This is a genomic window from Variovorax sp. GW823-FHT04F07 (genome assembly GCF_058795995.1).
Genome location: NZ_JBXAIG010000008.1, coordinates 79,712 through 100,585, shown reverse-complemented (window position 1 = coordinate 100,585; position 20,874 = coordinate 79,712). Strand labels below are relative to the sequence as shown.

20 protein-coding genes are annotated in these 20,874 nt (G+C 67.2%); 17 read left to right on the top strand and 3 right to left on the bottom strand.

Going from position 1 to position 20,874, the window contains the following annotated elements; genetic code table 11:
- Positions 1 to 14 precede the first annotated feature (14 nt).
- From nuoI to AC1RAA_RS27875, 9 genes are read left to right on the top strand one after another with little or no spacing between them, the layout of a single operon-like run.
- Positions 15 to 560 carry an NADH-quinone oxidoreductase subunit NuoI gene (gene nuoI, locus AC1RAA_RS27915; RefSeq protein ID WP_492727730.1) on the top strand — a complete coding sequence of 182 codons (546 nt, stop codon included), beginning with the start codon at positions 15 to 17 and terminating at the stop codon, positions 558 to 560.
- A 37-nt stretch (positions 561 to 597) separates the two neighbouring features.
- A complete protein-coding gene (locus AC1RAA_RS27910) occupies positions 598 to 1,257 on the top strand; it encodes an NADH-quinone oxidoreductase subunit J (protein ID WP_062475392.1) in 660 nt (219 codons plus the stop codon).
- A complete protein-coding gene (nuoK, locus tag AC1RAA_RS27905) occupies positions 1,254 to 1,562 on the top strand; it encodes an NADH-quinone oxidoreductase subunit NuoK (RefSeq protein ID WP_007837741.1) in 309 nt (102 codons plus the stop codon). The genes AC1RAA_RS27910 and nuoK overlap by 4 nt, the downstream gene beginning before the upstream one ends.
- A gap of 7 nt (positions 1,563 to 1,569) precedes the next feature.
- Positions 1,570 to 3,615 (top strand): NADH-quinone oxidoreductase subunit L, encoded by a 2,046-nt coding sequence (nuoL, locus tag AC1RAA_RS27900; RefSeq protein WP_095746056.1) that lies wholly within the window; start codon positions 1,570 to 1,572, stop codon positions 3,613 to 3,615.
- Positions 3,616 to 3,640: 25 nt separating this feature from the next.
- The gene (locus AC1RAA_RS27895) at positions 3,641 to 5,119 is read left to right on the top strand and encodes an NADH-quinone oxidoreductase subunit M (RefSeq protein WP_062475386.1); all 1,479 of its coding nucleotides are present in this window, start codon (positions 3,641 to 3,643) and stop codon (positions 5,117 to 5,119) included.
- A gap of 24 nt (positions 5,120 to 5,143) precedes the next feature.
- A complete protein-coding gene (nuoN, locus tag AC1RAA_RS27890; RefSeq protein WP_492727729.1) occupies positions 5,144 to 6,631 on the top strand; it encodes an NADH-quinone oxidoreductase subunit NuoN in 1,488 nt (495 codons plus the stop codon).
- 16 nt (positions 6,632 to 6,647) lie between these two features.
- Positions 6,648 to 6,953: a DUF2818 family protein gene (locus tag AC1RAA_RS27885; RefSeq protein WP_062475381.1), complete on the top strand. Its 306-nt coding sequence runs from the start codon at positions 6,648 to 6,650 to the stop codon at positions 6,951 to 6,953.
- A gap of 5 nt (positions 6,954 to 6,958) precedes the next feature.
- Positions 6,959 to 7,564 carry an NUDIX domain-containing protein gene (locus AC1RAA_RS27880; protein WP_492727728.1) on the top strand — a complete coding sequence of 202 codons (606 nt, stop codon included), beginning with the start codon at positions 6,959 to 6,961 and terminating at the stop codon, positions 7,562 to 7,564.
- A gap of 7 nt (positions 7,565 to 7,571) precedes the next feature.
- Entirely contained in the window at positions 7,572 to 8,057 is a 486-nt protein-coding gene (locus AC1RAA_RS27875) for a DUF1178 family protein (protein ID WP_095949073.1), read from the top strand.
- Positions 8,058 to 8,093: 36 nt separating this feature from the next.
- Here AC1RAA_RS27875 and AC1RAA_RS27870 read toward each other — a convergent pair whose 3' ends face one another.
- A complete protein-coding gene (locus AC1RAA_RS27870; protein ID WP_159271078.1) occupies positions 8,094 to 9,881 on the bottom strand; it encodes an ABC transporter transmembrane domain-containing protein in 1,788 nt (595 codons plus the stop codon).
- A gap of 78 nt (positions 9,882 to 9,959) precedes the next feature.
- On the opposite strand from AC1RAA_RS27870, the gene AC1RAA_RS27865 reads away from it, so the two are divergent.
- From AC1RAA_RS27865 to AC1RAA_RS27845, 5 genes are read left to right on the top strand one after another with little or no spacing between them, the layout of a single operon-like run.
- Positions 9,960 to 10,496 carry a MarR family winged helix-turn-helix transcriptional regulator gene (locus tag AC1RAA_RS27865; protein WP_159271080.1) on the top strand — a complete coding sequence of 179 codons (537 nt, stop codon included), beginning with the start codon at positions 9,960 to 9,962 and terminating at the stop codon, positions 10,494 to 10,496.
- A complete protein-coding gene (locus AC1RAA_RS27860; protein ID WP_492727727.1) occupies positions 10,489 to 11,967 on the top strand; it encodes an efflux transporter outer membrane subunit in 1,479 nt (492 codons plus the stop codon). Before AC1RAA_RS27865 ends, AC1RAA_RS27860 begins: the two co-directional genes overlap by 8 nt.
- Before the next feature lie 35 nt (positions 11,968 to 12,002).
- The gene (locus AC1RAA_RS27855; RefSeq protein ID WP_492727726.1) at positions 12,003 to 13,337 is read left to right on the top strand and encodes an HlyD family secretion protein; all 1,335 of its coding nucleotides are present in this window, start codon (positions 12,003 to 12,005) and stop codon (positions 13,335 to 13,337) included.
- Positions 13,338 to 13,372: 35 nt separating this feature from the next.
- Entirely contained in the window at positions 13,373 to 14,935 is a 1,563-nt protein-coding gene (locus tag AC1RAA_RS27850) for a DHA2 family efflux MFS transporter permease subunit (protein WP_062474087.1), read from the top strand.
- Between the two features lie 19 nt (positions 14,936 to 14,954).
- Entirely contained in the window at positions 14,955 to 15,866 is a 912-nt protein-coding gene (locus AC1RAA_RS27845) for a LysR family transcriptional regulator (protein WP_492727725.1), read from the top strand.
- A 6-nt stretch (positions 15,867 to 15,872) separates the two neighbouring features.
- Here AC1RAA_RS27845 and AC1RAA_RS27840 read toward each other — a convergent pair whose 3' ends face one another.
- Together AC1RAA_RS27840 and AC1RAA_RS27835 are read right to left on the bottom strand one after the other, a co-directional pair.
- On the bottom strand, positions 15,873 to 16,490 hold the full coding sequence (locus AC1RAA_RS27840) for a cysteine hydrolase family protein (RefSeq protein WP_492727724.1): 618 nt from the start codon (positions 16,488 to 16,490) through the stop codon (positions 15,873 to 15,875).
- A gap of 107 nt (positions 16,491 to 16,597) precedes the next feature.
- Entirely contained in the window at positions 16,598 to 17,806 is a 1,209-nt protein-coding gene (locus AC1RAA_RS27835; RefSeq protein WP_492727723.1) for an AGE family epimerase/isomerase, read from the bottom strand.
- A 340-nt stretch (positions 17,807 to 18,146) separates the two neighbouring features.
- Between AC1RAA_RS27835 and AC1RAA_RS27830 the strand changes: the two genes are divergently transcribed.
- From AC1RAA_RS27830 to AC1RAA_RS27820, 3 genes are read left to right on the top strand one after another with little or no spacing between them, the layout of a single operon-like run.
- Complete coding sequence (locus AC1RAA_RS27830) at positions 18,147 to 18,917, top strand: ABC transporter ATP-binding protein (RefSeq protein ID WP_062474077.1); 771 nt, start codon at positions 18,147 to 18,149, stop codon at positions 18,915 to 18,917.
- The gene (locus tag AC1RAA_RS27825) at positions 18,917 to 19,624 is read left to right on the top strand and encodes an ABC transporter ATP-binding protein (protein WP_062474075.1); all 708 of its coding nucleotides are present in this window, start codon (positions 18,917 to 18,919) and stop codon (positions 19,622 to 19,624) included. The genes AC1RAA_RS27830 and AC1RAA_RS27825 overlap by 1 nt, the downstream gene beginning before the upstream one ends.
- Positions 19,625 to 19,661: 37 nt before the next feature.
- Positions 19,662 to 20,861, top strand: a complete 1,200-nt coding sequence (locus AC1RAA_RS27820; protein WP_095949065.1) for an ABC transporter substrate-binding protein — start codon at positions 19,662 to 19,664, stop codon at positions 20,859 to 20,861.
- Positions 20,862 to 20,874: the final 13 nt, after the last annotated feature.

The window sequence follows — 20,874 nt, the reverse complement described above, 5'->3', positions numbered from 1 at the left end:
GAAGCGACGACATCATGACTGCTTCACACGCCGCCGGAGGGCTCGGACGCACCTCCAAGCTGGCCTCCGCTCCGTTCTCGCTCAAGGACTTCCTGGGCAGCTTCATGCTGTTCGAACTGTTCAAGGGCCTGGCCATCACGGGCAAGTACGCCTTCGCGCGCAAGATCACCGTCCAGTTCCCCGAAGAGAAGACGCCGCTGTCGCCGCGCTTTCGCGGCCTGCACGCGCTGCGCCGCTACGAGAACGGCGAAGAGCGCTGCATCGCCTGCAAGCTGTGCGAGGCCGTGTGCCCCGCGCTGGCGATCACCATCGAATCCGACGTGCGTGACGACGGCTCGCGCCGCACCACGCGCTACGACATCGACCTGACCAAGTGCATCTTCTGCGGCTTCTGCGAAGAGAGCTGCCCGGTCGACTCGATCGTCGAGACGCACATCTTCGAATACCACGGCGAAAAGCGCGGCGACCTGTACTTCACCAAGGACATGCTGCTGGCTGTGGGCGACCGCTACGAAAAAGAAATCGCGGCGAACAAGGCGGCCGACGCCAAGTACCGCTGAGCCGGCTCCGCTCGAAACCCGTACCAATCGAATCCCAATGGACGTCAAGACCGGTCTGTTCTATCTGTTTGCCGCGGTGCTGCTGTTTGCAGCCTTCCGCGTCATCACCTCCCGCAATCCCGTGTACGCCGCGCTGTACCTGGTGCTGGCATTTTTCCAGGCCTCGGCCATCTGGCTGCTGCTGCGCGCCGAGTTCCTTGCGATCTCGCTCGTGTTGGTGTACGTCGGCGCCGTGATGGTGCTGTTCCTGTTCGTCGTGATGATGCTGGACATCGACGTCGACGGCCTGCGAGAGGGTTTCTGGAAGCACTTCCCGCTGGCAGCCGGCATCGGCGCGCTCATCGCGCTCGAAATGGCGGCTGTGCTCATGGGCGGCTTCCGCCTGGGCGAAGGCCCGCGCGCCATGGCGACGACCTCGCCCAACAGCTCGAACACGCTCGAGCTGGGCAAGCTGCTGTACTCCGAATACCTCTACCCGCTGGAAATCGCCGCGGTCATCCTGCTGGTGGCCATCATTGCCGCCATTGCACTGACGCTGCGCACCCGCAAGGACAGCAAGTACGTCAACCCGTCGGACCAGGTGCGCGTGAAGGCGCGCGACCGCGTGCGCATCGTGCAGATGCCCGTCACGCGTGCGGCCGAGCCGGTGGTTGAGGCCCCGGCAGCGGATGCCGCTGCAAAGGAAAACAAGGCATGACGCTCACGCTCGGACACTTTCTCTCGCTCGGCGCGATGCTCTTCGCGCTGTCGGTGATCGGCATCTTCCTGAACCGCAAGAACCTGATCGTGCTGCTGATGGCCATCGAACTGATGCTGCTGGCGGTCAACATGAACTTCGTGGCCTTCTCGCACTACCTGGGCGACATGCACGGCCAGATCTTCGTGTTCTTCATCCTGACGGTGGCGGCGGCCGAATCGGCCATCGGCCTGGCGCTGCTGGTCCTGTTGTTCCGCAACAAGTCCAACATCAACGTCGACGAACTCAACTCGCTCAAGGGTTGACAGCAGTATGAGCGCAACCCTTTCCGCATCCACCTTGCTGGCCGTGCCGCTGGCACCCCTGGTCGGCGCCGCACTTGCCGGCCTGTTCGGCACGAAGTTCGGCGGCAACCACATCGGCCGCAAGGTCACGCATTCGCTGACCATCTTGGGCGTGTTCGTCGCCTTCGTGATCTCGGCGATGACGCTGAAGTCGGTCATCGTCGACGGTGCCCGCTTCAACCAGACCATCTACGAATGGATGATGGTCGGCGGCCTGAAGATGGAAGTCGGCTTCCTGGTCGACGGCCTCACGGCCATGATGATGTGCGTCGTGACCTTCGTGTCGCTGATGGTCCACATCTACACCATCGGCTACATGGAAGAAGACGACGGCTACAACCGCTTCTTCTCGTACATCTCGCTGTTCACCTTCTCGATGCTGATGCTCGTCATGAGCAACAACATGCTCCAGCTGTTCTTCGGCTGGGAGGCGGTGGGCCTGGTGTCGTACCTGCTGATCGGCTTCTGGTTCAACAAGCCCACGGCCATCTTCGCGAACATGAAGGCCTTCCTGGTCAACCGCGTGGGTGACTTCGGCTTCATCCTGGGCATCGGCCTGATCGCCGCCTACGCTGGCACGCTGAACTACGGCGAAGCCTTCGCCAAGGCGCACACGCTGGCCGGCATCACCTTCCCGGGCACCGAGTGGATGCTCATCACGGTGATCTGCATCTGCCTGTTCATCGGCGCGATGGGCAAGAGCGCGCAGTTCCCGCTGCACGTGTGGCTGCCCGACTCGATGGAAGGCCCGACCCCCATCTCGGCGCTGATCCACGCGGCGACCATGGTGACGGCCGGCATCTTCATGGTGGCGCGCATGTCGCCGCTGTTCGAGCTGAGCGACACGGCCTTGAGCTTCATCCTCGTGATCGGCGCCATCACCGCGCTGTTCATGGGCTTCCTGGGCATCATCCAGAACGACATCAAGCGCGTGGTCGCGTACTCCACGCTCTCGCAGCTGGGCTACATGACGGTGGCGCTCGGTGCCTCGGCCTACTCGGTCGCGGTGTTCCACCTGATGACGCACGCGTTCTTCAAGGCGCTGCTGTTCCTCGGCGCAGGCTCGGTGATCATCGGCATGCACCACAACCAGGACATCCGCTGGATGGGCGGCGTGCGCAAGTACATGCCCATCACCTGGATCACCTCGCTGCTGGGTTCGCTCGCCCTTATCGGGACGCCGTTCTTCTCGGGCTTCTACTCGAAGGACAGCATCATCGAGGCCGTGCACGAAAGCCACCTGTGGGGCGCGCAGTTCGCCTACTACGCGGTGCTGGCCGGCGTGTTCGTGACGGCGTTCTACTCGTTCCGCATGTACTTCCTGGTCTTCCACGGCAAGGAACGCTACGACCAGAACCCGGACGCACACCACGACGACCATGCGCACGACGCGCACGGACACGACGACCATGGCCACGGCCACGACGCCCACAAGCCGCACGAATCGCCGATGGTGGTCTGGCTGCCGCTGGTGCTGCTGGCGATCCCCTCGGTGGTGATCGGCTTCATGACCATCGACCCGATGCTGTTCGGCAGCTTCTTCAAGGACGCGATCTTCGTGGACGGTGCCAAGCACCACGCGATGGGCGAGCTGAAGGAAGCCTTCCACGGCCCGGTCGCCATGGCGATCCATGGCCTGCAGACCGCACCGTTCTGGCTGGCACTGGCTGGCGTGGCGCTGTCGTACTACATGTACATGATGAACCCGGCGCTGCCGGCCGCCATCAAGCGCGCCTTCAGCCCGATCTACAACCTGCTCGAGAACAAGTACTACCTCGACTGGATCAACGAGAACATCCTCGCCCGCGGTGCGCGCCTGCTCGGCACGGGCCTGTGGAAGGGCGGCGACCAGGCGCTGATCGACGGCGCGCTCGTCAACGGTTCCTGGAAGGTGGTGGGTCGCGTGGCCGGCGTCGTGCGCTGGCTGCAGTCGGGCTTCATCTACCACTACGCCTTCGCGATGCTGCTGGGCATCTTCATCCTGATGACGTACTTCGTCTGGTTCAAACGTTGAGCCCGAACGCTGGAGAAAAAGAAAAATGGGTTTGTTGAGCCTTGCCATCTGGGTGCCGATCGCATTCGGCGCCGTGCTGCTGGCGTTTGGCCGCGACGAGCACGCCAAGGGCGTGCGCTGGGTCGCGCTCGTCGGTGCCATCGTGAGCTTCCTGGTCACGGTGCCGCTGTTCACGCGCTTCCAGAACGGAACCGCCGCGATGCAGTTCGTCGAGAAGACGAGCTGGATCTCGCGCTTCAACGTCAACTACCACCTGGGCATCGACGGCATGTCGCTGTGGCTGGTGCTGCTGACCTCGTTCATCACGGTCGTGGTCGTGATCTCGGCCTGGGAAGTGATCACCGAGCGCGTGAACCAGTACATGGGCGCGTTCCTGATCCTGTCGGGTTTCATGATCGGCGTGTTCTCGGCGCTCGACGGCATCCTGTTCTACGTGTTCTTCGAAGCCACGCTGATCCCGATGTATCTGATCATCGGCATCTGGGGCGGCCCGAACAAGATCTACGCGGCGTTCAAGTTCTTCCTGTACACGCTGCTCGGCTCGCTGCTGATGCTGGTCGCGCTGATCTTCCTGTACAACAAGTCGGGCGGCAGCTTCGACATCCTGAGCTGGCACAAGCTGCCGCTGGGTTCGACCGCGCAGACCTTCCTGTTCTTTGCCTTCTTCGCGGCCTTCGCCGTCAAGGTGCCGATGTGGCCGGTCCACACCTGGCTGCCCGACGTGCACGTCGAGGCCCCCACGGGCGGTTCGGCCGTGCTGGCCGCGATCATGCTGAAGCTGGGTGCCTACGGTTTCCTGCGCTTCTCGATGCCCATCGCGCCTGACGCCTCGCACGAATGGGCCTGGCTCATGATCGCGCTGTCGCTCATCGCCGTGATCTACGTGGGCCTGGTGGCGCTGGTGCAGCAGGACATGAAGAAGCTGGTGGCTTACTCGTCGGTGGCCCACATGGGCTTCGTGACGCTGGGCTTCTTCATCTTCAACGAGCTCGGCGTGTCCGGCGGCATCGTGCAGATGATTGCCCACGGCTTCGTGTCGGGCGCCATGTTCCTGGGCATCGGCGTGCTGTACGACCGCGTGCACTCGCGCCAGATCGCCGACTACGGCGGCGTGGTCAACACCATGCCCAAGTTCGCCGCGTTCGCGCTGCTGTTCGCCATGGCCAACTGCGGCCTGCCGGGCACCGCCGGTTTTGTGGGCGAATGGATGGTGATCCTGGGCGCCGTCAAGGCCAACTTCTGGGTCGGCCTGGGCGCTGCCACCGCACTGATCTTCGGCGCCGCCTACACCCTGTGGATGTACAAGCGCGTGTACCTGGGCCCGGTCGGCAACGACCACGTCAAGGAACTGAAGGACATCAACGCCCGCGAATTCCTGATGCTCTCGCTGCTGGCCATCGCCGTGCTGTGGATGGGCCTGTATCCGAAGCCTTTCACCGACGCGATGGATGCCTCCGTCGTCGAGCTTCTTCGCCACGTGGCGATTTCGAAGCTGCCCGTCTGATGCCACGCTGAAGAAGAGAACGAGATGATTGACAAACTCAGCTGGGTGACGATCTACCCCGAAATCGTGTTGCTGGTCATGGCCTGCATCATTGCGCTGGTCGACCTGTCGGACACGAGCCCGCGCCGCACCCGCACCTACATCCTGACGCTGCTCACGCTGGCGGCGGTGGCTGTGCTCACGGGCCTGGCCGCTGTCGGCGGCAAGACCTCCTACGGCTTCGGCGGCATGGTGGTGAGCGACTCGATGGGCAACTGGCTCAAGTGCTTCGCTTCGCTGGCCCTGATGGTGACGCTGGTCTACGGCCGTCCCTATGCGGCCGACCGCGAGATGCTGCGCGGCGGCGAGATGTTCACGATCAGCATGCTGGCGCTGCTGGGCATGTTCGTGATGATCGGCGGCAGCAACTTCCTGCTGATCTACCTCGGCCTGGAACTGCTCACGCTCTCGAGCTACGCGCTCGTGGCGCTGCGCCGCGACAACGCGGTGGCCAGCGAAGCCGCCATGAAGTACTTCGTGCTCGGCGCAATGGCCAGCGGCTTCCTGCTGTACGGCCTGTCGATGATGTACGGTGCCACCGGTTCGCTCGACCTGAACGAAGTGTTCAAGGCGATCTCGACCGGCAAGGTGAACCACCAGGTGCTGGTGTTCGGCCTGGTCTTCATCGTGGCGGGCCTGGCCTTCAAGGTCGGTGCTGCTCCGTTCCACATGTGGGTGCCCGACGTCTACCAGGGCGCGCCGACGGCGATCACGCTGCTGATCGGCGCCGCGCCCGAGCTGGCTGCCTTCGGCATCATCATCCGCCTGCTGGTCGACGGCCTGCAGCCGCTGGCCATCGACTGGCAGCAGATGCTCGCCGTGCTGGCGGTGGCATCGCTCGTGATCGGCAACCTGGCCGCCATCGCGCAGAGCAATCTCAAGCGCATGCTGGCCTACTCGACCATCGCGCAGATGGGCTTCATGCTGCTGGGCCTGGTGGCGGGTTCCGACCTGCAGGGCACGCAGAACGCGCAGGCCGCCTACAGCGCCGCGATGTTCTATGTCGTGACCTACGTGCTGACCACGCTGGCGAGCTTCGGCATCATCCTGCTGCTGGCGCGCGAAGGCTTCGAAAGCGAAGAGATCACCGACCTGGCCGGCCTGAACCAGCGCAGCCCGCTGTACGCCGGCGTGATGGCCATCGCGATGTTCTCGCTGGCCGGCCTGCCGCCACTCGTTGGCTTCTACGCCAAGCTGGCCGTGCTGCAGGCGCTGATCGCCTCGGGCGCCGCCATCTACATCGGCCTGGCCGTGTTCGCCGTGATCACCTCGCTGATCGGTGCGTTCTACTACCTGCGCGTGGTCAAGGTCATGTACTTCGACGCGCCCGTCACGGCGACCACCGTGTCGGCCTCGTTCGACGTGCGCACCGTGCTCACGATCAACGGCGCGCTGATCCTGATTCTTGGCGTGCTGCCCGGCGGTCTGATGACGCTGTGCTACGACGCCATCGCGGCCACGCTGGCCCACTGACGCGGTCCGCAACACGGTGTCGCAAACCGCGTCGGTCTGGGTGGTGCTGCTGGTGGCCCTGGTGGCCGCCAACCTGCCGTTTCTGAATGAGCGCCTGTTCGGGGCGGTGCCCCTGTCGACCGCGCACAAGTCGCTCGCCATCCGCTTCGGCGAACTGGTGGTGCTGTACTTCATCGCCGGCGGCATCGGCCTGCTGTTCGAGCGCAGGGCAGGGCAGATCGCCGCGCAGGGCTGGGAGTTCTACGCGGTGACGGCTTCGCTGTTCGTCGTGCTGGCCTTCCCGGGGTTCACCTGGCGCTACCTGATGAAGCACAGGCACTGACCGACATGATTTCTCCTGCACCCGATTCGCATCTGAAGGAAGCGCTCGTCAGCAGCGAAGAGCTCTTCAAGGGCAAGTTCCTGCATGCCAAGCGCGACACCATCCGCCTGCCCGACGGCCACAGCGCCACGCGCGAGTACGTGGTGCATCCCGGCGCGGTGGTGGTGATTCCGCTGCTCGACGACGGCCGCGTGGTGCTGGAGCGCCAGTTCCGCTACCCGGTGGACCAGGTGATCGTCGAGTTTCCCGCGGGCAAGCTCGACGCCGGCGAAGATCCGCTGCTGTGCGGTCAGCGCGAACTGCTCGAGGAAACCGGCTACTCCGCGCGCGAATGGGCGCATGCGGGTGCCACGCACCTGGCGGTGGCGTACTCGACCGAAATCATCCACATCTACTTCGCACGCGGCCTCTCGCTGGGCGAGCGCCAGCTCGACCACGGCGAGTTTCTCGACGTGTTCACCGCCACGCCGCAGGAGCTCATCGGCTGGTGCCGCGACGGTACCGTGACCGACGCGAAGACGCTCACCTGCGCCCTGTGGCTGCAGAACGTCCTGTCGGGCGCATGGGCACTGGATTGGCAGGCCGCAGCCTCGCAAGGCGGCGCGGGATAATCCGCGCATGAAGGTCCTCGATCTCCGCTGCACGCACGGCCACGGCTTCGAGGGCTGGTTCGCGTCCAACGAGGCGTTCGACAGCCAGCTCGCCAGCGGCCTTGTCGAGTGCCCGGTCTGCGGCGACACCGCCATCGTCAAGCTGCTGAGCGCGCCCCGCCTGAACCTGAGCAACGCCAAGGCGCCGAAGGAAGAAGGGCGCGGCGACGCGGCCCGCGCGCCGGCGGCACCCGCAACGCCTTCCACGCAAGTATCCGCAAGCGCGACTTCACCCGAAGCCCGCTGGATGCGCGCCGTGCGCGAAGTGCTGGCCAAGACCGAAGACGTCGGCGACCGCTTCGCTGACGAGGCCCGCAAGATGCACTACGGCGAAACCGCCGAGCGCGGCATCCGCGGCCAGGCCACGCCGGAGCAGACCGAGGCGCTGCTCGACGAAGGCATTCCGGTGATGGCGCTGCCGATTCCGGCGGCGCTGAAAGAAACCCTGCAGTAACCGACCGGCTCGACGAGCCCGTCCGGCCCGGCCCGCTCAGGCCGTGAACTGCAGCGCGGCCAGCCGCGCGTACACGCCGCCTTGCGCCACCAGCGCCGCGTGCGTTCCCTGTTCGACGATGCCGCCGTGGTCCAGCACGATGATGCGGTCGGCCTTCTGCACGGTCGCCAGCCGGTGGGCGATCACGAGCGTGGTGCGGTTCTCCATCGCCGATTCGAGTGCAGCCTGCACCATGCGCTCGCTCTCGGCGTCGAGCGCGCTGGTGGCTTCGTCCAGCAGCAGCAGCGGCGGGTTCTTCAGGATGGCCCGCGCGATCGCGATGCGCTGGCGCTGGCCGCCCGACAGCCGCACGCCGCGTTCGCCCAGGAAGGTGTCGTAGCCCTCGGGCAGGGCCTGCAGGAAGTCGTGCGCGAAGGCGGCGCGCGCCGCGGCGTGCACCTCGTCGGCAGTGGCCTCGGGCCGGCCGTAGCGGATGTTCTCGAAGGCGCTGGCCGAGAAGATCACCGCGTCCTGCGGCACGAGGCCGATGCGGGTGCGCAGGTCGTGCAGCGCGAGCGCATCGAGCGATGCGCCATCGAGCACGATGCGGCCCGACTGCGGGTCGTAATAGCGCAGCAGCAGCTGGAACACCGTGCTCTTGCCGGCGCCGCTCGATCCCACCAGCGCCACGGTCTCGCCCGGCGCGATGTCCAGGCTGAAGTCGCGCAGCGCCGGCGTGCCCGGCCGCGAAGGGTAGTGGAAGGTGATCGCGTCGAAGCGGATGGCGCTGCCCGCGGCGGGAACGGGCGCGACCGCCGGCCGTGCGGGTGACGCAATGGCCGTCGGCGCATGCAGCAGTTCCATCAGGCGCTCGGTGGCGCCGGCCGCGCGCAGCAAGTCGCCGTACACCTCGCCGAGCACCGCGGTGGCGCTCGCCAGGATCGCCACGTAGACCACGGTCTGGCCCAGGTGGCCGGCCGTGATGTCGCCGCGCAGCACGGCCTGCGTGCCTTCGTACAGGCCCCAGAGCAGGGCGGCCGAGGTGGCAATGATGATGAAGGCCACGAGCACCGAGCGCGCGCGCGTGCGGCGCACGGCGGTATGAAAGGCGTTCTCGGTCGAGCCCTTGAAGCGGTCGGCCTCGCGGCCTTCGGCCGTGTAGCTCTGCACCACCGGAATGGCGTTCAGCACCTCGGCCGCGATGGCGCTCGAGTCGGCCACGCGGTCCTGGCTGGCGCGCGAGAGCTTGCGCACCCGGCGGCCGAACCACATGCTCGGCAGCACCACCAGCACCAGGATGCCCAGCACCTGCACCATCACATAAGGGTTGGTCCAGACCAGCACCGCCAGCGCGCCCACGCCCATGACGGCGTTGCGCAGGCCCATGCTCAGCGACGAGCCGACCACCGTCTGCACCAGCGTGGTGTCGGCCGTGAGGCGCGACAGCACCTCGCCGGTCTGCGTGGTCTCGAAGAAGGCCGGGCTCTGCTGCAGCACATGGCCGTAGACCGCGTTGCGCAGGTCGGCCGTGACGCGCTCGCCGAGCCAGCTCACCGTATAGAAGCGCGCGGCCGAAAACAGGCCCAGCGCCACGGCCACCGCGAAGAGGGCGCCGAAGTGCTCGCGCAGTGCCATGGTCTGGGCGCCCTTGTCGGCGCTGACCAGGCCGCCATCAATCAGGCTGCGCAGGGCGATAGGGAAAGCCAGCGTCGTGACCGCCGCCATCACCAGGAAAACCCCCGCCAGCACGATCTGCACGCGGTAGGGGCGAAGGAAGGGGCGCAACCCCGACAGCGAGCGGGGCGAACCCTTGGCTGCGGAGGACGACGGAGGGGAAGAAGCCATGGGCGCGAATTCTACCGAGCCCTTGCCCTCACAAAGGTCGCCTTGACAGTAATTGCCATGACAACTAATATTTCAGGCATGAGCGATGCCCCCATTTCCCCGGTCCCTCCGACGCCCGACGAGGCCGTGCGCCCGCCGGCCGACTTCTATCGCGCCGAGGACTACCGCGCCGAAGAGAGCATCGGCTACCTGATGCGCCGCATCGTCACGTCCGTCGGCCAGACCGTCGGCACGCGCATGTGCGAGCCCGGCAGCCCCACCTACCCGCAGTGGGTGCCGCTGTACAAGCTGCACGTCGGCGCCGCCACCACCGTGGCCGAGCTGGCCCGCGCCTGCGAACTCGACACCGGCGCCATGACGCGCCTGCTCGACCGCCTCGAGGCCAAGGGCCTGTGCCGCCGCGTGCGCTCGCTCGAAGACCGCCGCGTGGTCAACATCGAACTCACCGACGAAGGCCGCGCGGCCGCGAAGGAAGTGCCCTATGTGCTGAGCCGGGTGCAGAACGAGTACCTGGCCGGCTTCAGCCTCGAAGAATGGGAGCAGCTCAAGGATTACTTGCGCCGCATCCTCGACAACGCACAGGGCCTCGCGGCCCGTGGAGAGAAGAATGACTGAGTCTTTCGCCGTGCGTGCGCTGCGCCGCACGCCTGTCGTGGCCGCCGCGCTGGCGGTGGTCGCGCTCGCCGGTTGCGCCGACATGGCCGGCATCGGCTCGCACGCCACGCTGCGCGACGCGACCACGCTCGGCATCGCAGCCGACCCTGCGCGCGCGTCCGTGCCCAGCCTGGACAGCCAGTGGTGGCAGGCCTTCGGCGACAGCCAGCTCAATGCGCTGGTCGACCAGGCCGTGGCCGGCAACCCGAACCTGCAGGTCGCGCGTGCGCGCCTCGTGCGCGCCCAGGCCTCGGCGGACATCGCCGGCGCGGCGCTGCTGCCCAAGGTCGGCGCCGACCTGAACCTGAACCGCCAGAAGTTCAACAGCAACTACATCTACCCGGCGCCGCTGGGCGGCTCGACGCAGAACATCGGCCTGCTGCAGCTGGGCGCGAGCTGGGAGCTCGACTTCTTCGGCAAGAACCGCAGCGCGCTCGACACCGCCCTCGGCGCGGCCAATGCCGCTGCGGCCGACGCCGATGCCGCGCGCGTGCTGCTCGCGAGCAACGTGGCGCGCAGCTACTTCCAGTGGGCGCGTCTGAACGAACAGGTCGAAGTGGCCAAGCGCACGCTGGCCCAGCGCGACGAGACCTTCAAGCTGGTGCGCGACCGCGTCTCGGCGGGCCTCGACACCCGCCTCGAACTGCGCCAGAGCGAAGGCGGCCTGCCCGAAGCCCGCCAGCAGATCGAAGCGCTCAACGAGCAGATCGCGCTGCAGCAGCACGCGCTCGACGCGCTCGTGGGCCAGCCCAACGTGTCGGCCTCGCTCAAGCCGCCGGTGCTCGCCAGCGTGAAGCCGATGGCGCTGCAGGCGAAGATCCCGGCCGACCTGCTGGGCCGCCGCGCCGACATCGCCGCCGCGCGCTGGCGCGTCGAAGCGGCTACCAGCGACGTGGCCAATGCCAAGACCCAGTTCTATCCCAACGTGAACCTCACGGCCTTTGCCGGCTTCCAGAGCCTGGGTTTCGGCAAGCTGCTCAAGTCGGGCAGCGAGCAGTGGGGCGTGGGCCCGGCCATCCACCTGCCGATCTTCGAAGGCGGGCGCCTGCGCGCCAACCTGCGCGGCAAGTCGGCCGACCTCGACGTGGCCATCGAAAGCTACAACGTCACCGTGCTCGACGCCGTGCGCGATGCGGCCGACCAGGTGTCGAGCGCGCAGTCGATCACGCGCCAGCAGACCGAACAGCGCGCCGCGCAGACGGCCGCCGAAGGCGCCTACGACATTGCCGTGCAGCGCTACCGCGCGGGCCTGGGCAACTACCTCAACGTGCTGACCGCCGAAACCGCCGTGCTGGCCCAGCGCCGCCTCGCGGTCGACCTGGCGGCCCGCGCCCTCGACACGCAGGTGGGCCTGGCGCGCGCCCTGGGCGGCGGCTGGCAGCCGCCGGCCACCGCCACGGCCGCGGCCCCGGCGGTCGCCACCCAGAACTGATTTGCTGATCCGCCTTCTTCGGAAAGAACTCCATCATGAGCGATAACAACACTCCGACATCCGCTTCCCCCGTGCCCACCACCGCAGCGCCAGACGCGCCCGACGCGCCCGCGGGCAACGGCAAGCGCCGCCGCGCACTCACCGCGCTCACCGCCGTGGTGCTGGTCGCCGGCGGCGGCTGGGGCCTGTACGAATGGCTGGTCGCCAGCCATTACGAGAACACCGACAACGCCTACGTGCAGGGCAACGTCATCCAGATCACGCCGCAGATCGGCGGCACCGTCATGGCCATCGGCGCCGACGACACCGACTTCGTGAAGGCCGGCCAGCCGCTGGTGCAGCTCGACCCGGCCGACGCCAAGGTCGCACTCGAGCAGGCCGAGGCCGCGCTCGCGCAGGCCGTGCGCCAGGTGCGTACGCTGTACGCCAACAACGGCTCGCTGGCCGCGCAGGTCACGCTGCGCCAGAGCGATATCGCCAAGGCCCAGAGCGACATCGCCAAGGCGCAGGACGACCTGCAGCGCCGCCGCGCGCTGTCGGGCAACGGCGCCGTGTCGAAGGAAGAACTCAACCACGCTGAGACGCAGCTGGCCAACGCCAAGAGCGCACTGGCCGCCGCACAGGCCGGCGTGGTCGCCGCGCGCGAAGCGCTGGCCAGCAACCAGTCGCTGACCGAAGGCACCAGCGTGGCCCAGCACCCGAGCGTGCTGGCCGCCGCCGCCAAGGTGCGCGAGGCCTACCTCGCCACGCAGCGCGTGGCCATGCCCGCGCCGGTCGACGGCTACGTCGCCAAGCGCACCGTGCAGCTGGGCCAGCGCGTGGCCGCCGGCACGCCGATGATGTCCATCGTGCCGCTGCACCAGCTGTGGGTCGACGCCAACTTCAAGGAAGTGCAGCTGCGCAACATCCGCATCGACCAACCCGTGAAGCTCACCGCCGACGTGTACGGCAAGAAGGTCGAGTACACCGGCAAGGTCGCCGGCCTGGGCGTGGGCACCGGCGCCGCCTTTGCGCTGCTGCCGGCGCAGAACGCCACCGGCAACTGGATCAAGGTGGTGCAGCGCGTGCCCGTGCGCATCGCGCTCGACCCCGAGCAGCTCAAGGCCAACCCGCTGCGCATCGGCCTGTCGATGGACGCCGAGATCGACATCACGCAGAAGACCGGCAAGATGCTGGCCGACGCGCCGCGCAGCACCGCCTTCGCGCAGACGCAGGTCTACAGCCAGCTCGACCGCGGCGCCGACGCCGAGGTGGAACGCATCGTGGCCGCCAACCTCGGCCGCGGTACGCCCACGGCGGCGGTGAGCCGTCCGGCGGCCTCCAACGCTGCGCCGGCCGCGCACGTCGCCACGCAGGGCCAGCCGGGCTGATCGCCGTCGGCCGCTGAACCCTCACAGCCCGCGCCATGGCCACTGCTGCTCCCGCTTACATCGCGCACCCCCCGCTCGAGGGCTCCGCCCGCGTCTGGGGCACGGTCGCGCTGTCCGCCGCCACCTTCATGAACGTGCTCGACTCGTCGATCGCGAACGTGTCGCTGCCGGCCATCTCGGGCGACCTCGGCGTGAGCACCACGCAAGGCACCTGGGTCATCACCAGCTTCGCGGTGGCCAACGCCATCGCGGTGCCGCTCACGGGTTTCATGACCCAGCGCTTCGGCCAGGTGCGCCTGTTCATGGCCAGCGTGATCCTGTTCATGGTCGCCTCGCTGCTGTGCGGCCTGGCGCCCAACATGACCACGCTCATCCTGTTTCGCGCGTTGCAGGGCTTCGTGGCGGGGCCGATGATCCCGCTGTCGCAGACGCTGCTGCTGTCGAGTTACCCGAAGGCCAAGGCCGGCCTGGCCATGGCGATGTGGTCGATGACCACGCTGGTCGCGCCGGTGATGGGGCCGCTGCTCGGCGGCTGGATCACCGACAACATCTCGTGGCCGTGGATCTTCTACATCAACATCCCGGTGGGCATCGTGGCTGCGGCCATCACCTGGACGCTGTACCACAAGCGCGAGAGCAAGACGCACAAGGTGCCGATCGACGCCATCGGCCTGGCGTTGCTGGTGCTGTGGGTCGGATCGCTGCAGCTCATGCTCGACAAGGGCAAGGAGCTCGACTGGTTCCACTCGGCCGAGATCGTCACGATGGCCGTGGTGGCCGTGGTCGGCTTCGCGTTCTTCCTGGTCTGGGAGCTGACCGACAAGCACCCGGTGGTCGACCTGTCGCTGTTCAAGCGCCGCAACTTCTGGTCGGGCGCGGTGGCCACGGCCATTGCCTACGGCCTGTTCTTCGGCAACGTGGTGCTGCTGCCGCTGTGGCTGCAGCAGTGGATGGGCTACACCGCCACGCAGGCGGGGATGATCATGGCGCCCGTGGGGCTGCTGGCGATCTTCTTCTCGCCGGTGGTGGGCCTCACCGTGTCCAAGATCGACCCGCGCCGCTACGCGACCTTCTCGTTCCTCGTGTTCGCGCTGGTGCTGTGGATGCGCTCGAACTTCAACACGCAGGCCGACTTCGTGACGATCATCATCCCGACGATCATCCAGGGCATCGCGATGGCGTTCTTTTTCATCCCGCTCGTGACCATCACGCTGTCGGGCCTCACGCCTGACCGCATTCCGGCCGCGTCGGGGCTGTCGAACTTCCTGCGCATCACGGCGGGCGCCATGGGCACCTCGATCGCCACCACGCTGTGGGACAGCCGCGCGGCGCTGCACCACGCGCAGCTCGTGGAGTCGGTGAACCCGGGCAACAGCGCGGCCACCAGCGCCATCTCGGGGCTGACCGGCAGCGGCTTCAGTTCCGAGCAGGTGCTCGGGCAGATCAACCGCCTGGTCGACCAGCAGTCGTTCATGCTCGCGACGAACGACATCTTCTATGCCTCGGCGGTGCTGTTCCTGCTGCTGATTCCGCTGGTGTGGTTGGCGCGGCCGCAAAAGGGCGGCGCGGGCGGCGACGCGGCCGCCGGCGCGCACTGACGACAGGCAGCGCTCGCGCATGGACCAGTTCGCGGCCATGAAGGCGTTCCGCGCCGTCGTGGAGGCCGGCGGCTTCACCGCCGCGGCCGACGCGATGGACGTGTCGCACACGGTGGTCTCGCGCCACGTCAAGCAGCTGGAAACGGCGCTGGGCGTGCAGCTGCTGAACCGCACCACGCGCCGCTTCGCGCTCACGCAGGCGGGGCAGACCTACTATGAGCACGCACGGCAGATCCTCGACCAGGTCGAGACCGCGGCGCTGGTCGTGGCGCAGCATCAGATCGAGCCCACGGGCCTGCTGCGCATCAACGCGCCGATGTCCTTCGGGCTGGAGGAGCTGGCGCAGTGGCTGCCGGCTTTTCTCGACGCGCATCCGCAGGTCAAGGCCGACCTGGTCTGCAACGACCGCTTCGTCGACCTGATCGAAGAGGGCTTCGACGTGGGATTGCGACTGGCGTATGCACTCTCGGACTCGACGCTGATCGTCAAGCGCCTTGCCAGCTTCGAGGAGTGGTGGGTGGCATCGCCCGCCTACCTGCAGCGGCGCGGCACGCCGCGCACGCCCGCCGACCTGGCGGGGCACGACTGCCTGAACTATTCATTGGCCGCGAAGGCCGCCCAGCCCAGCTTCACCGCGCCGGACGGCAGCGTCTGCACGGTCGACGTGGGTGGGCGGCTGCAGGCCAACAGCGGGCTCGTGCTGCGCAGCGCCGCGCTGGCGGGCACGGGGCTGGCGGCATCGCCGGCGTTCCTCGTGCGCGACCCTGTGGCGCGCGGCGAACTGGTGCGCGTGCTGCCCGAATTCCGTCAGCAGCCGCTGAACCTGTACGCGCTCTATCCGCAGAACCGGCACCTGTCGCCGAAGGTGCGGGCGTTTGTCGACTTTGCTGCCGCGCGCTACCTGCCCGCGGACGGGCAGGGCGGCGACTGAGGCCGTTCAGGCCTTCGCCTCCAGCAGCCGCAACACCTCCTCGGTCGAGCGCACCTCGGCCACCACGTCCGACACGCCGCGCAGCGCCGCGCGATGCAGCTCGCGATGGCCCAGCACGCCGCCTTCCTCCAGGTCGAGGTCGCGCGTCGCGCAGGCGTCGCCCACGATGAGGCTCTGGTAGCCGCGCGGTGCGGCATCGAAGGCGGTGGCCGACACGCACATGTGCGTCATGAGGCCCGTGAGGATCAGCGTCGTGATGCCGCGCGCCTGCAACTCGGCCTCGAGCGTGGTGCCGGCGAAAGCGCTCGGCGTGGCCTTGCGCAGCACGGCGTGTTGCGGCGCCGGGCGCAGTTCGTCGTGGATGCCGAAGGCGTGGCTGCCCTCCGCGAAGATCGGGCTGTCGGCGGACGCCACGTGCTGCACATGGAACACCGGCATCGCATGCCGGTCGGCGGCATCGATCAGGCGCCGCGCCTGGCGCAGGGCGGCCAGTCCGTCGGGAATGGGCATGCGCCCGTCGAAGTACTCGTTCTGGAAATCGATCGCGATCAGCGCCGTGGCGGCGGGATCGAGACGGCTCGTGGGCACGGCGCCGGTGAGGCTGCGGATGCTGGGGTGCTTCATGCGTTCTCTGCGTGAGTGGAAGAAGGCCTGAAGCGTAGGCAGCCCGCGCGCTGCGGGGTAGATGCGTGGCCGCACAAGATTTGTGCGGATCGTGACGACACGCGTGGCTACTTCACGCCGTGTCCCAGCGCCTTCAGCACGTCGTGGCACGCACCCATCGTGTGATAGTCGGTCTTGCCCGCCGGGCTCTTCTCGACGCTGATCTTCGCGTTCTGCGGCGTGAGGATGCGGTACCACGCGCCGTGCGCGTGGTCGACGAAGTGGTCCCAGCTGTAGGCCCAGATCCGGTCGTACCAGTCCCAGTAGCCGGCATCGCCCGTGCGCACCGCGAGCAGGGCGGCGGCGGCGAAGCTTTCGGCCTGCACCCAGAAGTACTTGTCGCCGTCGCACACCGCGCCGTCGGGCCCGAAGCCGTAGACCAGCCCGCCGTGCGTGGCGTCCCAGCCGCGCTGCATCGCGGTGTCGAAGAAGTGGCGTGCGCGTGGCACGAGCCATTCGGTGCCCGGCGCGCCGGGTCCGAGGTGGCCCTCGAGCTGCAGCAGCAGCTTGGCCCATTCCGTGAGGTGGCCGGTCTGGAAGCCCCAGGGCCGGAAGATGTTGGTCTTGTCGCCGCGGTTGTAGTCCCAGTCGACCGACCAGTCCTCGCGGTAGTGCTCCCACACCAGCCCGTCGGCGAGCGCGGCCTGCCGGCCCGTGATGCTTTCGGCGAGCGTGCGCGCGCGCTCGAGGTAGAAGGGCTCGCGCGTGGCGTCGTAGGCCGCGAGCATCGCCTCGCAGGCGTGCATGTTGGCGTTCTGGCCGCGGTACGGGCCGACCTGCCAGGCGGGCGTGGCCTCGTCGGCGTACAGCTGGTGCGCCGGCTCCCAGAAATGCTGCTCCATCAGGTCGCGGGTGTGCGCGAGGCCGGCGCGTGCTTCCTCGACGCCGGCCATCAGCGCATGCGCGTGCGCCAGCAGCACGAAGGCCAGGCCGTAGCAGTGCTGCGTGCCGTCCTGCACGGTGGCTTGATGGCCATCCCAGTCGATCTGCCATGCATAGCCACCATTCGGCTGCGCATGCGCGGTCTGCAAAAACGCCAGGCCGTGGCGCACCGCCGCAAGATCGTCGGGCCGGCCGAAGCGGCGCCACGCCATCGCGTGGTTGAACACGAAGCGCGTGCTGCTCACGAGGTGGCGCGTGCGGCGGTCGTACACCGTGCCGTCGTCGGTGAAGAAATGGAAGAAGCCGCCCGAGGCATCGCGGCTGCGCGGCGCGTAGAACGCCAGCGTGTGGGCGATGTGGTCGGCGAGGAATTCGGGTGAGCGGAAGTTCGGCATGGCGGTGATGGATTCAATCCGGGTGAAAGCGCATCGTGGCAGCGCAGCGGGCACGCCAGTTTTTCACGAAGCGTGCATGCGTGCCCGACATCCTCATGACGGTGCGCGTGCATGCATCGCGCGTTCGCACATGGGCGTGCTGCGGTGCGCAATGTCGTCGGGACGACAGTCGCTCGCTCAGAGGGTGCGCACTCTGTGAATGGTTGCAGTGCAGCATAGGCATTTGCCCCAGTATGCAATTGCATAGCAGCCACCAACAATCGGTCCGCGCTCGATGGTGGCGCATTGAGATGGACCGCATGACCGATTTCTTTTTTCCGCACACGGACGACGCCGCGAGATGAGCGACGTCATTCTTGAAACACGCCAGCTCACCAAGGAATTCAAGGGATTCACCGCGGTCAGCAAGGTCGACCTCTCGGTGAAGCGCGGTTCGATCCACGCGCTCATCGGCCCCAACGGTGCCGGCAAGACGACCTGCTTCAACCTGCTCACCAAATTCCTCGAGCCCACGGCCGGCACGATCCTGTTCAACGGCCACGACATCACGGGCGAACGCCCGGCGCAGATCGCGCGGCGCGGCGTGATCCGCTCGTTCCAGATCTCCGCCGTGTTCCCGCACCTCACGCTGCTCGAGAACGTGCGCCTGGGCCTGCAGCGCAAGCTCGGCACCTCGTATCACTTCTGGAAGAGCGAGAAGTCGCTCAAGCCGCTCGATGCGCGCGCCCGCGAACTGCTCGCCGAGGTGGGCCTCGAAGAACTGGCCGACGAACAGACCGTGAACCTGCCCTACGGCCGCAAGCGCGCGCTCGAGATCGCCACCACACTGGCCATGGAGCCCGAGCTGATGCTGCTGGATGAACCCACGCAGGGCATGGGCCACGAAGACGTGCACCGCGTGGCCGAGCTCATCAAGCGCGTGTCAGCCGGACGCACCATCCTGATGGTCGAACACAACATGAGCGTGGTCTCGACCATCGCCGACACCATCACGGTGCTGCAGCGCGGCGCCGTGCTGGCCGAAGGCCCGTACGCCGAAGTCTCGAAGAACCCGCAGGTGATGGAGGCCTACATGGGCACCACCGACGGCGAAATGCAGGGGGCTCACTGATGACCGCTGCACTCGAAATCAAGGGCCTGCAGGCCTGGTACGGCGAATCGCACGTGCTGCACGGCGTCGACATGGTCGTGCAGCCGGGCGAAGTCGTCACGCTGCTGGGCCGCAATGGCGCGGGCCGCACGACGACGATGCGCGCCGTGATGGGGCTCACCGGCGCCCGCAAGGGCAGCATCAAGGTCAACGGCGTCGAGACCGTCTCGATGGCGACGCACCGCATCGCGCACCTGGGCATCGGCTACTGCCCCGAAGAGCGCGGCATCTTCGCCAGCCTCTCGTGCGAAGAAAACCTGATGCTGCCGCCCGAGCTCAAGGGCGCGGGGCAGGGCATGTCGGTCGACGAGATCTACGCCATGTTCCCCAACCTGGCCGAGCGCCGCCACAGCCAGGGCACGCGCCTGTCGGGTGGCGAGCAGCAGATGCTGGCCGTGGCGCGCATCCTGCGCACCGGCGCCAAGCTGCTGCTGCTCGACGAAATCTCCGAAGGCCTGGCGCCCGTGATCGTGCAGGCGCTGGCCCGCATGATCACCACGCTGCGCGCCAAGGGCTACACCATCGTCATGGTCGAGCAGAACTTCCGCTTCGCCGCGCCGCTGGCCGACCGTTTCTACGTGATGGAGCACGGCCGCATCGTCGAGAAGTTCGGCGCCGCCGAGCTCGAAGCCAAGATGCCCGTGCTGACCGAGCTGCTCGGCGTCTGAGTTCTTTCACCCCTTCTTGCTACTGCCGGAGACATCCATGAAAAATCAGCTCACCGCTTTCGCCCTGGCTTTCAGCGCACTGGCGCTCGCCGCGTCCGCCCAGGCGCAAGGCCAGGACAAGGTCAAGATCGGCTTCATCACCGACATGTCCAGCCTGTACGCCGACCTCGAAGGCAAGAACGGCGCGCTGGCGATCCAGATGGCCATCGACGACTTCGGCGGCAAGGCGGCCGGCAAGCCGGTCGAGCTGCTCACCGTCGACCACCAGAACAAGCCCGACATCGCCGCCTCGAAGGCGCGCGAGTGGATCGACACGCAAGGCCTGAGCATGGTCTTCGGCGGCACCAACTCGGGCGTGGGCCTGGCGCTGGCCAAGGTCGCGGCCGAGAAGAAGCGCGTGTATTTCAACAACGGCGCGGCCTCCTCGGCGCTCACCAACGAACAGTGCTCGCCCTACACCGTGCACTACGCCTACGACACCGTCGCGCTCGCCAAGGGCACCGGTGCCGCGGTGGTCGACGGCGGCGGCAAGACCTGGTTCTTCCTGACGGCCGACTACGCCTTCGGCCACGCGCTCGAAGCCGACACCTCCACCGTCGTGAAGGCCAAGGGCGGCACGATCGTGGGCGCGGTGCGCCATCCGCTCAATGCGTCCGACTTCTCGTCGTTCCTGCTGCAGGCGCAGAACTCCAAGGCGCAGATCCTGGGCCTGGCCAACGCGGGCGGCGACACCGTCAACAGCATCAAGGCCGCCAAGGAGTTCGGCATCGGCAAGTCGATGAAGCTGGCCGGCCTGCTGATCTTCCTGAGCGACGTGCACAGCCTGGGCCTGAAGAACACCGAAGGCCTGCAGTTCACCACCAGCTGGTACTGGGACCTGAACGACGAGACCCGCAAGTTCGCCAAGCGCTTCTTCGACAAGACCAAGCGCATGCCCACCGAGATCCAGGCCGCCGACTACTCGGCCACCATGACCTACCTCAAGGCCGTGGACGCCGCCAAGACCGACGATGCCGACAAGGTCATGGCCGAGCTCAAGAAGATGAAGCTCAACGACTTCTTCGGCACCGGCCAGATCCGCCCCGACGGCCGCTATGTGCACGACATGTACCTGATGCAGGTCAAGTCGCCTGCCGAATCGAAGACGCCGTGGGACTACTACAAGCTCGTGAAGAAGCTGCCCGGCGACACGGTGTTCACCACCAAGGCCGAGTCCAAGTGCACGCTCTGGAAGTGACACCACCGAACAC

Coding starts and splice junctions, on each gene's coding strand:
- nuoI (WP_492727730.1), top strand. CDS start 15: ATGACTGCTTCACACGCCGCCGGAGGGCTCGGACGCACCTCCAAGCTG.
- AC1RAA_RS27910 (WP_062475392.1), top strand. CDS start 598: ATGGACGTCAAGACCGGTCTGTTCTATCTGTTTGCCGCGGTGCTGCTG.
- nuoK (WP_007837741.1), top strand. CDS start 1,254: ATGACGCTCACGCTCGGACACTTTCTCTCGCTCGGCGCGATGCTCTTC.
- nuoL (WP_095746056.1), top strand. CDS start 1,570: ATGAGCGCAACCCTTTCCGCATCCACCTTGCTGGCCGTGCCGCTGGCA.
- AC1RAA_RS27895 (WP_062475386.1), top strand. CDS start 3,641: ATGGGTTTGTTGAGCCTTGCCATCTGGGTGCCGATCGCATTCGGCGCC.
- nuoN (WP_492727729.1), top strand. CDS start 5,144: ATGATTGACAAACTCAGCTGGGTGACGATCTACCCCGAAATCGTGTTG.
- AC1RAA_RS27880 (WP_492727728.1), top strand. CDS start 6,959: ATGATTTCTCCTGCACCCGATTCGCATCTGAAGGAAGCGCTCGTCAGC.
- AC1RAA_RS27875 (WP_095949073.1), top strand. CDS start 7,572: ATGAAGGTCCTCGATCTCCGCTGCACGCACGGCCACGGCTTCGAGGGC.
- AC1RAA_RS27870 (WP_159271078.1), bottom strand. CDS start 9,881: ATGGCTTCTTCCCCTCCGTCGTCCTCCGCAGCCAAGGGTTCGCCCCGC.
- AC1RAA_RS27865 (WP_159271080.1), top strand. CDS start 9,960: ATGAGCGATGCCCCCATTTCCCCGGTCCCTCCGACGCCCGACGAGGCC.
- AC1RAA_RS27860 (WP_492727727.1), top strand. CDS start 10,489: ATGACTGAGTCTTTCGCCGTGCGTGCGCTGCGCCGCACGCCTGTCGTG.
- AC1RAA_RS27855 (WP_492727726.1), top strand. CDS start 12,003: ATGAGCGATAACAACACTCCGACATCCGCTTCCCCCGTGCCCACCACC.
- AC1RAA_RS27850 (WP_062474087.1), top strand. CDS start 13,373: ATGGCCACTGCTGCTCCCGCTTACATCGCGCACCCCCCGCTCGAGGGC.
- AC1RAA_RS27845 (WP_492727725.1), top strand. CDS start 14,955: ATGGACCAGTTCGCGGCCATGAAGGCGTTCCGCGCCGTCGTGGAGGCC.
- AC1RAA_RS27840 (WP_492727724.1), bottom strand. CDS start 16,490: ATGAAGCACCCCAGCATCCGCAGCCTCACCGGCGCCGTGCCCACGAGC.
- AC1RAA_RS27835 (WP_492727723.1), bottom strand. CDS start 17,806: ATGCCGAACTTCCGCTCACCCGAATTCCTCGCCGACCACATCGCCCAC.
- AC1RAA_RS27830 (WP_062474077.1), top strand. CDS start 18,147: ATGAGCGACGTCATTCTTGAAACACGCCAGCTCACCAAGGAATTCAAG.
- AC1RAA_RS27825 (WP_062474075.1), top strand. CDS start 18,917: ATGACCGCTGCACTCGAAATCAAGGGCCTGCAGGCCTGGTACGGCGAA.
- AC1RAA_RS27820 (WP_095949065.1), top strand. CDS start 19,662: ATGAAAAATCAGCTCACCGCTTTCGCCCTGGCTTTCAGCGCACTGGCG.